This window comes from Methanomicrobium sp. W14 (assembly GCF_017875315.1).
Lineage (GTDB): Archaea > Halobacteriota > Methanomicrobia > Methanomicrobiales > Methanomicrobiaceae > Methanomicrobium.
The window spans coordinates 431,286-443,663 of sequence record NZ_JAGGMM010000003.1; the positions used below are offsets into that span (position 1 = coordinate 431,286).

Consider the following 12,378-nt stretch of genomic DNA (forward strand, 5'->3'; position numbering starts at 1 on the left):
AAGTCCATGATAAATTCCAAAATAAGATAAAAAATCAGACTGCAAAATCAAGGTCTGTGTAGATATCAGGGCCGTCCATAACAGTCTTTGCAATGGCAAGGTCCTGTATCGCAAGACCTGTCGAGTCAAATACCGTAATCCCGGAACCACTGTTTCTTTTTTTCTTCCCTAAAACTACCTCTCCAAGAGTTCCTGAAATTTCGGACTCTGAAAAAAAACCTTTTGAGAGTGGCACATTTATCTCGCCCGAATGAACAGCCTGTCTCACGTCATCGACATATACCGAAGCTTTTTTAAGAATTCCCGGGTCAAGCTCCTCCTTTCCGGGTGCATCCGCACCTACCGCGTTTATATGCGTCCCTTCATTTATCCACTCCTCCCTGACAAGAGGAGCCCGCGAAGGGGTCGCCGTTACAAGCACATCGCAGTCGCATGCCTTTTGTAGTACGGAAACGCTTCTGCATTCAAAGCCTTTGTTTTTAAGAAAACTGCAAAGGGATGAGGCATGCATTTCATTCCTGCTCCACACATAAACCTCCTCTACGTCAAGCTCCTTTGATATTGCCATAACGGATGCTTTCGCCTGGTTTCCGGAACCTACAAGACCAAGCCTTATGCTCTTTTTTCCCGACAGGTACTTTGCGGCGACTGCCCCGGCGGCAGCGGTCCTCAAATCAGTAAGATGAGTCGCATTTATGACCGCAACCGGACGGCCCGTCTCAGTATCAAGAATTACGGTTAAGGCCATTACCGTAGGAAGGCCGAAACTTACGTTTTCGGGGTGGACATTGACTATCTTTACGCCCGCGATATTCATTGAGGGAATGTACGCCGGCATTGTCCTGAAGTCTCCTTTAGGGAGGTCTACATATTCCTTGGGCGGCATGGTAACCTGGTTTTTACCGTGCTCCCTGAACGCCTCCTCGACAGTATGATTAAGAGATTTTAGATCAATATTTTTCGCCGGGTCAGGGTAATATCTCATGATGTGAGAATAACCTTTTTTTGCCTTAACTGTTTTTGCCCTGAAACAAAAGGGCGGTTCGCATGCATGACAGGTTATTAAAAAATAATATATACAAGTCGGAAAGAGTATTCGTAAATCTGGTGATTAAAATGAAAATGAATGTGAGCAGATTTGTTATTATTGCAGCGACAGTAGTTATACTGGCAGGGGTAGTCCTCATATCCGGATGTACGGGAACGGACAGCCAGAAAATTGTACAGCCGACAGAAACATCAACGGCAACAACCGTTCAGACGGAATCTGCCGCTGCGACAGCAGAGACAACGCAGCCTTCGGTGGAAGACCTCGAATGGAAAGTATGGCGTGAAGGCTCAAACACCCTTAACGCACTAGGCGGATACTTTGTATACAGCCCTAATGTAAACGGACAAAAATTTAAGGCATTAAAGGTTCAGGTCACTGCCAGCGGCCCTGTTACGGTCCTATTTTTTAATGACACGCAGCTTTCAAACTTTGAAAAGAAGATGTCTACAAATTCCGGAGATTTTACGCCCATTGAGCGTTACGACAATGTCAACTACAAAGAAATGGAAGTATACTCCGATGACTACCTGAATGTCGTCATATTGAATACGGGAGACAAACTTGTGACTGCTGACTTTAATATCTGGTACAAAAATATTGTCTGAGCATTTTTTTAGTAAACTCTCCTTTCAAAAAAATATTTTAATTTCCATTCAGACATCAGATTAAATGTGTTTCCTTCATTCGTTTGTTTAAAAAGAGAATAATCTCATTAAATAGAATTAATGGTTGGGTATTTTTTTAATTATCAGAAAAACAGAGTATTCAACTCTCAATGATCTGTTGCTGTTTTACAAGCTATTCAATATTTGAGCACAGATTCCCTAAAAATCACATATAATAGAGACCGTATTATTATTGCATCAGTTGTGTGCGGGGTCTATAGCTGTATTATTTTGGATTTCCGTTTCAAAACCCGTTCAACGTACAGCCGTTATCCACTCAATTTTTCCAATGAAGGAAAGACATTGTTCAATCAAAAAACATGCTGATTTTTCAGATTCATATGGTAAAGAATAAATAAAAAACATTTATACCAAATACAAACGATTCTATCTTTAAAGTGAGACTCATGAAATAAATAATATGCAAATACTATTGGTTCTTTTGATTCAAAAAAATATTATTAAAATATCTAATGCACTGATTTAAAATAGAATAACAGATGAAACACTGGAGCATAAATGATTAAATTCGGAAAAAATCAAATTTGCAAGGATATTGTATTTTTTGAGCCGATAACAATGGGTTTTCCATCAACTGAAAATCTAAAAAAAACTGACTACAACGGCACAATAATAGGAAAAAATGCTATATTGCGCTCAGGTTCAATATTCTACTGTGATGTTGAAATTGGTGACAACTTTTCATCAGGCCACAACATACTGATAAGAGAACACACAAAAATCGGAAATCAGGTCTCTATAGGTACACAAACCATTATTGAGGGACACACAACTATTGGTAACAACACAAACATACAAAGCATGGTATTTATTCCGACAAATACAAAAATCGGGAATCATGTATTTATTGGCCCAAATGTTGTAATTACAAATGATAAATACCCTCCGGGAGATAAGAAAAACCTTATTGGAGCAATTATTTCAGATTACGCGGCCATAGGGGCCAATTCCACAATCCTGCCCGGTATAAAGATTGGTAAAAATACACTTATTGGTGCCGGGTCTGTAGTCACAAAAGATGTACCCGACGGGATGCTCGCTGTTGGAAATCCTGCAAAAATCATAAAAAAAAGATGATTCCAATGATACCTATCGCCAAACCATTAATCCAGAATGAAGAAATAAGTGCAGTTACAGAAGTGTTAAGAAGCGGGAAACTAGCCAGCGGCAGTAAAGTCAAAGAATTTGAAGAGAGATTTGCAGATTATTGTAATACTGACTTTGCTGTAGCGACAAACTCAGGAACTTCAGCTTTACATACGGCTCTTCTTGCTGAAAATATTACCCATAATGATGAAGTAATTGTTCCTGATTTTTCATTTGTTGCAACGGCATCTTCAGTTTTAATGTGCGGGGCCAAACCCGTATTTGCAGATATTAACATGGATACATATAATATAGATTATCAAAATATTGAAGATTTGATAACATCCAAAACCAAAGCAATAATTTGCGTTCATCTTTTTGGAAATCCCTGCGATATGGATAAATTGATACAAATCGCAAATGAACATGACCTTGCTATAATTGAAGATGCTGCACAGGCGCATGGATCTAAATATCATAACAAAAAAGCGGGAAGTTTGGGAGACGCAGGATGTTTTTCATTTTATGCAACAAAAAATATGACAACTGGTGAAGGAGGAATGATTACAACATCGGACCCGGAAGTATATGAAAAAGCCAAAAAAATTATTGATCATGGACAAAAAGGCAGATATCTTCATGAAATACTTGGGTACAACTATAGAATGACAGACATTGCAGCAGCTATAGGAATAGAACAACTAAAAAAATTAGACAAATTTAATTCAGAAAGACAAAATAATGCAAGGAGATACAATGAAAAACTTAATGCAGACGGAATAATTAAACCGCACCCAATGGATAACTGCGAACATGTATATCATCAATATGCAATAAGAGTCACTGAAGATTATTCCATGTCCAGAGAAGAATTAATCGAATATCTTAGAAATAATGAGATTATTACAGCTGTGCATTATCCGTCCTGCATAAGTTCACAGCCACTTTTCAATAATAAAGAACCTGATAATTCCACTTCAAACAGACTTTCTAAAGAAATACTAAGTCTTCCGGTTCACCCTTCAGTAAAAGAAAATGAGATTAAATTTATCTGCGATCTTATAAACGAGGCATAACTATGGATTTAGGCGTTGTTGGTGTCGGTGCAATGGGAGTTAACCATGCCCGCATTTACTCAGAATTGAAAGAAGTTAAAAACCTGTATATATATGACATTGATCAAAATAAAACTAAAGAAATAGCTGAGCTATATGATGCAAATATATGTTCATCATATGATGAACTACTAAAATCCGTAGAAGCTGTAAACGTCTGTGTTCCAACTCATTTTCACTATGGATTTGCAAAAAAATCAATTGAAAAAAATATTCCCACGCTTATAGAAAAGCCCTTGTGCAATAATCATTTTGAAGCACAAAAAATCATGGAAATAATTCCTAAAGGTCTTATTGTAGGTGTAGGCCACATAGAACGTTTTAATCCAATAATTCCTAAAATTTTGAATATTGTAAAAAATCCGTTATATGTAGAAATTAATCGTCACAACCCGGACTCTGCAAGAATTAAAGATTCTACGGTTATTGAAGACCTTATGATACATGACATAGATATTGTATTTAACAATTTATTCCCGGAGAAATATGAAAAAATAAATAACATGGGAAATGCAGACATTGCCTCGTGTCAAGTAAAATTCAAAAACTCAACCGTGCACATATCAGCAAGCAGAAAAGCATCTAAAAAAATTCGTAGAATTTACATCGAGGAAGAGGAAAGAACAATTGAAGCTGATCTAATGAACCAGGAAATCTATGTTTTCAGAAAACCTACAAATCTCCAATCAGACAGCAGGCAGTATCTTCAGGAGAATGTCATTGAAAAAATATTAATAAACAAACTTGAGCCTCTGAAAACAGAATTGAATAAATTTATAGAATGCATAAAAAATTCATCAAATTTCCCGGTAACACCTGAACAAGCAGCATATAATTTACAAATCTGCGATATTATAAAAGAAGATTTGAATTTGTCGATATAACTAAAAAAATAATTTTTACAATTAATTATTTTCTCACAAAAGTACTGCACAAGTAATCCAAAATTAATTCAGAAGAGTTTCCTTTCCCAAATGGATTATCCCAGTTGTTGTTTCTTAACAACATCTCTTCAACTGAATTTAATATGCTTAAAGGTTCTGACCCTGCAATTTTGTTCGCTCCCACTATGACACTCTCAGGAATCTCTGTTTCTTCCCTGAGAGTAACACATGGCACCTTTAACACGCAGGCTTCAAACTGAACTCCACCTGAATCAGTCAAAATTAATTTTGCACATGATTCCAGCATCAAAAAGTCCAGATAACTAGCAGGATCTATACAGATTATTCCGTTTGGGACAGAAATTTCATTTAAATCGATCATTTTTTTACTTCTCGGATGTACTGGAAAAACCACAGGTAACCCGTATTTCTGGATAACCAGATCAAGTCCCTTAAGAATCCTATTTAATATTTTAGGGTCGTCAACATTTTCCTGCCTATGAAGTGTCAGTAAGAAATAACTCTTATCTGAAAGACTTAATTTAGAGAGCACTTTTGAGGACTCTCTGGCATGCGTTATATTTTGGTATACAGAATCAACTACAGTATTTCCTGTAACAATTATCTGATTTTCAGGAATTCCTTCCCCTAAAAGGATATTTTTTACAAGTTCAGACTGTACAAACAGATAATCAGAGATATGATCGGTTACTACTCTGTTAATTTCTTCCGGCATTAAACGATTATATGACCTGCATCCGGCTTCAATATGACAAATTTTCACAGGTATTTTTGAAGCAGCCAAAGCTGAACCAAGAGTAGTGTTTGTATCACCAAGAACTATTAAGTAGTCTGGCTTTTCTAATTTTAAAATATTTTCAACCCTGCACATTATCTTTCCTGTCTGACAAGCATGGGTTCCTGAACCAACTTCAAGGTTATAATCAGGCTTCGGAAGTTTTAATTCATTATAGAATATTTCATCCATTTCATAGCTATAGTGCTGACCACTGTTAATCAAAACAAAATTAATGCCCTTTTTTTGACAAGCCCTTATAACCGGAGATAGCTTTATGATCTCCGGTCTTGTTCCTGTAACAATTGCTATTTTCATAAACCACTCACATTCATATTTCAATCGTTTATTCCCAGCATTTATTGGATAACTTAATGTAGAATATTTTTATTAATAATTTGAGGTTATTTATTGTTTCTTTTTTCATATCCAGTTTAGATTCTCCAAATTCCCTATTATGAAGTTTTACAGGAACTTCTACAACTTTCATACCGCTAAGAAGCATTTTTGAGATTATTTCAGCACAAACATCATAATTCTTACTTTTTATATGTATTTTATCAAATATTTCACTCCGGTATAATCTAAATATTGAACTAAAACAGGTCATATTGGTATTTAAAAATATTTTGTACAAATAATTTACAGATTTACTTGGGAAAAGTCTAAAAAATGAAACATTTTCGGTCATTTGCCCGTAAAGATACGGTGAGCCTGAGATACAATCCCAATTTTTACTCTCTTTTGCAGCATCAAGAAGAATTGTAATATCTTCAGGTCTGTATGTTAGATCTGAGTCCAAGGTAACAATATATTCCCCATGAACATTTTTTATGCCTGTATTTATAGCTTCACCCAGTCCCCTATTTTTCTCATGCTTACAAATATGTACATTTTCATGACATTCAGAGAGCTTTAATAGATTTTGAAATGTTTTGTCTGAACTGCCATCGTCTACAAAGATATACTCAAATACTTGATTATATCTCTTTGAAATATCCATTAGAACAGGAAATAATGTTTGATTATATAATTCAACATTTTTTTCTTCATTAAAGCAAGGAACAATAACTGATATCATTCTACCATCACATCATTTAATTCTTTAAAAGATATTTTTGATACTAAAAGTCCTATAACCAAAACAAGGTACATTGAAATTACTCTGTCAGCCATGACTATTGCAATTGCGGTAGTGGACACAACGCCCATTTCACCAATCATTAGAGACAATGAACCCTCCATAAACCCTATACCAAGTGGGATTTGGGATAGTAAACCGATTATAATTGACAAACAAAAAGAAACGGATAATGTTATAAAATTTAAATTCACACCAAAAGCCAACGCAACGATCCACAATCTACAAAATTCTGCGAATAAAGACACAGAAGTAATTAAAAATACAGAAACTGATTTTGTTACACCTATTTTCCGAATATTTATATCCCCGTTTAAATCAAGATTTACGAAAGGCACCTTGACAAGGTATTTCTTTGAGATATTGATAAAATAATCAATTTTCCAAAAAATAAAAAGTAAAAGTAACAAAAAAACAATAAATAACGTTATCATAAGAATTGTAGTATTTTCTACCCTTAAAACAAATATCGAACAAAAAGCAATAGCGATTAAAATGAAAAGTTCAAAAAAGCGTTCATAAAATATCATAGAGACCCCGTTAGCATATCCAAGTGAATACTTTTTTTTCATAAAGTACGCTTTGTAAAGGTCTCCAACCTTTCCAGGAGTTATGTTGCAAAAAAATAACCCAGACAAAGTAACTATTGACGACATTCTCCAGGACATTTCGGTGCCAAACAAATGCGACAAATATTTCCACCTGTATATTTTAACGGCCACACTTACAAGTGAAAGCAAAATTGCAAAAAGATATAAATACAAATTCATCTGAGAAAAAACACTCAGATCCTCCAAAACACCTGAAGAATATATAAAGTATATAAGTATCAATAATCCAATTAACAGAAGGATCTGTTGCAAAAGTTTATCTTTTTTTTTATTTTTACCATAGATTCGCATTATTTTTTTAATTCCAAGAATATATAAGTATTCATTTTCTTTTATAGGCATATTATTTTAAGATCTCAAACACAATAAACGTAAATTAACTTTCATTCAGTTTTTGACTTAATATATAACCCAAACAAATAATGGGTAAACAGATAATTTCAGAGAGATGTGAAACAAAGTTTTTAGTATTTATAGAAATGACGGTATAAAACGGAACGAATCGTATAATAAATAAACTTATGTTAATAAGGATTTTACAGATTTAACAAAAAAATATTCATTTAAAAATCCGTAAAACACTCTAAAACATGATTTACCTGACCTTTATCAATGATACTAAATTAGAGGGTAATTTTTTAAACTGAGACAATAATTTTTCATCACTTTTAAAAATATGATATATTGCATAGATCATAACAGCATATTCAATAGTAAAAAATAAAACAGTCATATACCAGCCGAATGTCTCAAAAGAGTTGAGATATTCCAGATTAGTATAATAAACATTATATAACAAAGGAAATTCGACATAAGAGAACAACTGCATAATATAAAACAGAGCAATTCCTTTTACAGAATTAGCTAAAAGAAGCGCGAAAAATGGCGTTATCCATACTATATATTGCGGACTGTGAAACTTTGTGAAAAATATTATTGCAAATAGTGTCATTAGTATATACGTTATCATATCTCTCTCAGATTCAATTTTACAGATAAGTGCATTTAATATTAACAGGACAATACAAATTGCCATAAGAATGTACATTACCTGAGATACCAGAACTGTTGAAAGATTCATTCCTGTGATACTAATTAAAGAATAGAGCGTATAAGTTGCAGTATTAACATATACATTAACTGACCCCGTCCCTGTTGCAAAAATGTATGTTTTTATTATATCCGGATCAAGAATGAAAATCGGAACAAACAATAATAAACCAACAGGTATTGCATATTTTAGAAATCTGATAATTTCCGATTTCAATGTGCTATTCCTGGAATTATAAAGGATAATATAGGGTGCAGCAATAATGGGAAAAATTTTTGTAAAAAAACCAAAAATTACCGATAAATAACCAGCAATTTCATGATTATATACTGTCAGAAAAACAGCGAGTAACAATAAAAATGTAGGAAAAGAATCATATTTTGTGAGAATGAAATATGACGAGGAAAAAGCAGTTGCATATAATATCCCTGAGCACATAGCCGTTTTTTTATTTGAAATTTTCAACGCTATGAGATAAATGAAATAAAGTGTAAATAAATCGAATATTGACATAATCGCCTGATACGAATATACATACATATAGGGATTATTTGTAAACACTGCAAATGGAAGAGGCAATAATACAGGTATTAAAAAGAGAACAGGGTATTCTATAGAGAAATCAACATATGGGATCTGACCCCCGAAAATGTTCACTGCATACTGCAAATAAATACTGATATCAAAAAGATCAATAAAAGATGAAAAAATAGCAGGAGTTACAAATAATACCAACAACTTTACAAATACTGAGACTATCAAAAGAATAATTAAATCAGTTATTAAACTATGTTTATCTATGCCCTTTATTTCAATTCCAAATATTTTACAACAGGGCTCTTTCTTAGTATTATTTGTCCTCATCAAATAATGAAATAAGAAATTTAATATAAATAAATGCTATGCTTTAAATTCATTAATACTAGTTTATCCAATATTTTATTTAATCAAATATTTTCTTAACAAAAATTTTTAAAATAAATTATTGAATATTCAATTTCCAGGTTAAATTTCTGTTTACAAAAAAGTTCCACAAAAAAGCCACAATTATCCCGGCAATATTTGAAAAGATATACCATAAACCAAAGTATTCCGTGAGAAGAAACAGGACGGCCATATTTATGATGACGCCTATTACCGAGACAACCTGAAAAGATATCAGTCTCCTCCATTTCTGTCTCATTCTGCTTTTTTGCCCTCCTTCAAAGGTCCAGAAGTCATTCAGGATAAAATTGGTGATAATCGACGCTTCAATCGCAAAAAAAGATGAAAACAGGTAATAAAAACCTGCGTACTCGGTAAGGGCATACAAAATCCCGGTATTTACAAATATTCCCGATATTCCAACCAGACCAAATTTAAATACTTTTTTCCACTCTTTCCAGACATTGGTCTCATGGTGGTATAGTGCATACAGGCCGATATCAATACACTGGCAAATATAATCAGCCATCGTACCAAGCTTTAGTTTGCTCTCCCCCTCTTCGCGGTCCTTAAATACGAAAGGAATCTCCTTAAAACTGCTCCAGTTCCCTTTTCCAAGCACTTCCATAAGAATTTTGTACCCCCGTGGTTTTAAAACGGCGTTTTTAAGGACACTCTTTTTCAGTGAAAAAAAACCGCTTACAGGGTCTGTAATCTCAGGGAACAGAATTCTGCCGAAGAAAGTTGCACCCAAAGAGATTATACGGCGCTTTAACGGCCAGTTTTTTATGTCACCGCCTTTTGCATACCTGCTGCCCATAACTACGTCATAGCCGCTGTCTTTTATTGCCCTGTAGAATTTGGGGATCATTTCAACAGGGTGGGAAAAATCCGCATCTATTACCTGTATAATATCAGCTTTTGCGCGACCAAAACCTTCTGCAACCGACTGGGAAAGACCGTGATCACTTTCACGGACAACAAGATGAAGACCCGAATGATTTATTTGAAGTTCTTTTACCTTTTCAACCGTCCCGTCCCCGGAATCGTCATCAACGACAAGAATCTCAGCATTTATACCGCTGTTTTCCATAACGCCGAAGACTGCCTCAATTATATTTTCAATATTGTCTGTCTCATTAAAAGTAGGGATGATTATCGTAAGGGAATATTCTGCCATTAGTATTATCCTGAATTATTTTGATTCAAACACATATATCCCCATGTACTGCCCAAGCTGTTTCGTATTGTTTTTAAGCCATTTTATCGCGTCACCTTCAGGGTCGGCAGCAGTAATGTCCCAGGTCATTACATAATAAGCAGTGGAGTTTCCTCTTTCATTCTCTATTTCATCAAGCCTATCCGAAGACTGTGCCAAAACCTCAATCGTCTTGTCAGTCGCATTGTCATAGTAGTAATCAAGAGGCTGGCTCATATACCCGGGCATTACAACAATAAAGTCCCCTTCAACTGTCTGGGAGGAAATTGCCTGCGAAAACCCTCTCCAGTCGTTTTTTGAATAATTCGTATAATATACGGAAAGATACGGGACGCTTATCAGGAAAAGAACGATTACCGCGACAAAAGCAACTTTTTTCAGGTCAAACTTCTCAGGAATAAAGCCTTGCGATGCAGCAATTGAAGCATAAAAGAAGGGAAGAATATAAATCATGTACCTTGAACTCATCGGGATTCTGGACGAGAGGATAATACTTACAATAAAAGGGAGGACTATCGAAAGAACGAGAAGATAGGATAAATCTCTCTTATCCTTATCCAGGTAAAGGCAGACTATACCAACAACAGCAAGAAGACCAAAAATAACCGCAAGCACTGCATTGCTCCCCGATATCGTAAGAAAAGTGCTTGTAAAAACATCAAGACCGGAAAGGCCCCATGTGGGCGCCGCGGAAGTCCTTTTGAAGAACAGGCCGACTGTTACGGCTATCAAAGGAAGTGATACTACAATAAAAGACAACAGACCCGCCAATATTGGTTTCAGGGTTTTGATATCCTTTAAAATTGTCTTTCTTTTTACAATCAGTGCATGAAGAATCATTACACCTACAGCAACGAAAACATAGAAATGCGTCCAGAAGGCAAGTGCAGAAAATACACCGAATAAAATCCAGTATTTTAAAGAACCTGATTTTATTGCAAGAAGATAAAACAAAACGGCCAGTGAAAAGAAGAAGAGCATCGTGGTATAGGCCCTTGCATCCTGTGAGTAATATATATGAAATGACGAAAACGTCATAAGGGCGGCAGCAATAATTCCGCCGCATCTTCCTGAAATCTCCTTTCCGATAAGGTACATTACAGGAACTGTAAGCGACCCGAAAAGGGCAGGCAAAAATCTGAGGACGAATTCACTGTCACCGAAAACAAGCATGAAATGTTCTAAATAATAAAACAGAGGAGGATTGAACTCCCCGCCTGCTGTAGACTGCCATATCCCGGCAAGTGTCTCCTTTGCATATCCAAGCGTGGAACCTTCATCAAGCCATATCGAATTAAATCCAAGATGATAGAACCTTAATGCAAATCCTATAATTACAAGCCCTATAAGCATCTGGGCGTACCGGTTGCCAAGAACTACACCTTTCAGGTTTTCAGGGTTTAAGTCCTTAAAAGAGTTCACCTGAAACTCTTCACTTTCTGCGGTCACAAAATCTTTTTTATCCTTTTTTGGACCTCTTTTTGTATCCTTCTTCCCCATATTATATCACACGAATATCTGATTTCAGCCATTATAATAAATCTGATCATCTTACTAATTATTTTATAAATATTTTTTGTACTTCTGCGATGTTAAAACCTCTTTATCAGGACCACTCCACAGCGGACTTAACATTTCAGGGAAGAAAAGACTGTAAGTCCATGGAAATCTCACTTAAGCCTGGTTAATTCTTATTTTTCGGGCGACTGAGTCCACACAAAATAAAGTTGTCACCGGAAAACGGGAGTATTCCGCGTTTTTTATGTTGAGAATCAGCATTGTTCTAAATTTTTCATAAAGCTAAAAGCAGAACA

The 12,378-nt window shown here is 35.2% G+C and carries 11 protein-coding genes; 4 read left to right on the forward strand and 7 right to left on the reverse strand.

From position 1 onward, the window contains the following. Window positions 1–34: 34 nt before the first annotated feature. The gene (locus tag J2128_RS11335) at window positions 35–985 is read right to left on the reverse strand and encodes an ornithine cyclodeaminase family protein (protein WP_209691543.1); all 951 of its coding nucleotides are present in this window, start codon (window positions 983–985) and stop codon (window positions 35–37) included. A gap of 131 nt (window positions 986–1,116) precedes the next feature. On the opposite strand from J2128_RS11335, the gene J2128_RS11340 reads away from it, so the two are divergent. From J2128_RS11340 to J2128_RS11355, 4 genes are all read left to right on the forward strand, one after another. After that, a complete protein-coding gene (locus J2128_RS11340) occupies window positions 1,117–1,656 on the forward strand; it encodes a hypothetical protein (RefSeq protein WP_209691544.1) in 540 nt (179 codons plus the stop codon). 579 nt (window positions 1,657–2,235) lie between these two features. Beyond that, a complete protein-coding gene (locus tag J2128_RS11345) occupies window positions 2,236–2,814 on the forward strand; it encodes an acyltransferase (protein ID WP_209691545.1) in 579 nt (192 codons plus the stop codon). 5 nt (window positions 2,815–2,819) lie between these two features. Further along, window positions 2,820–3,899: a DegT/DnrJ/EryC1/StrS aminotransferase family protein gene (locus J2128_RS11350; RefSeq protein ID WP_209691546.1), complete on the forward strand. Its 1,080-nt coding sequence runs from the start codon at window positions 2,820–2,822 to the stop codon at window positions 3,897–3,899. 2 nt (window positions 3,900–3,901) lie between these two features. Beyond that, entirely contained in the window at window positions 3,902–4,822 is a 921-nt protein-coding gene (locus J2128_RS11355) for a Gfo/Idh/MocA family protein (protein ID WP_209691547.1), read from the forward strand. A gap of 25 nt (window positions 4,823–4,847) precedes the next feature. On the opposite strand, the gene wecB is transcribed toward J2128_RS11355, so the two are convergent. The 6 genes from wecB to J2128_RS11385 all read right to left on the reverse strand — a co-directional run bounded on the left by wecB (window position 4,848) and on the right by J2128_RS11385 (window position 12,064). Beyond that, complete coding sequence (gene wecB / locus J2128_RS11360) at window positions 4,848–5,936, reverse strand: non-hydrolyzing UDP-N-acetylglucosamine 2-epimerase (protein ID WP_209691548.1); 1,089 nt, start codon at window positions 5,934–5,936, stop codon at window positions 4,848–4,850. Between the two features lie 28 nt (window positions 5,937–5,964). Then, entirely contained in the window at window positions 5,965–6,699 is a 735-nt protein-coding gene (locus J2128_RS11365) for a glycosyltransferase (RefSeq protein ID WP_209691549.1), read from the reverse strand. Continuing rightward, window positions 6,696–7,712, reverse strand: coding sequence for a lysylphosphatidylglycerol synthase transmembrane domain-containing protein (locus tag J2128_RS11370; RefSeq protein ID WP_209691550.1), 1,017 nt, complete (start codon window positions 7,710–7,712; stop codon window positions 6,696–6,698). Before J2128_RS11370 ends, J2128_RS11365 begins: the two co-directional genes overlap by 4 nt. Window positions 7,713–7,965: 253 nt before the next feature. Next, window positions 7,966–9,285: a hypothetical protein gene (locus J2128_RS11375; RefSeq protein WP_209691551.1), complete on the reverse strand. Its 1,320-nt coding sequence runs from the start codon at window positions 9,283–9,285 to the stop codon at window positions 7,966–7,968. A 118-nt stretch (window positions 9,286–9,403) separates the two neighbouring features. Further along, window positions 9,404–10,525, reverse strand: coding sequence for a glycosyltransferase family 2 protein (locus J2128_RS11380; RefSeq protein WP_209691552.1), 1,122 nt, complete (start codon window positions 10,523–10,525; stop codon window positions 9,404–9,406). A gap of 15 nt (window positions 10,526–10,540) precedes the next feature. Then, on the reverse strand, window positions 10,541–12,064 hold the full coding sequence (locus tag J2128_RS11385) for a glycosyltransferase family 39 protein (RefSeq protein ID WP_209691553.1): 1,524 nt from the start codon (window positions 12,062–12,064) through the stop codon (window positions 10,541–10,543). Window positions 12,065–12,378 lie beyond the last annotated feature (314 nt).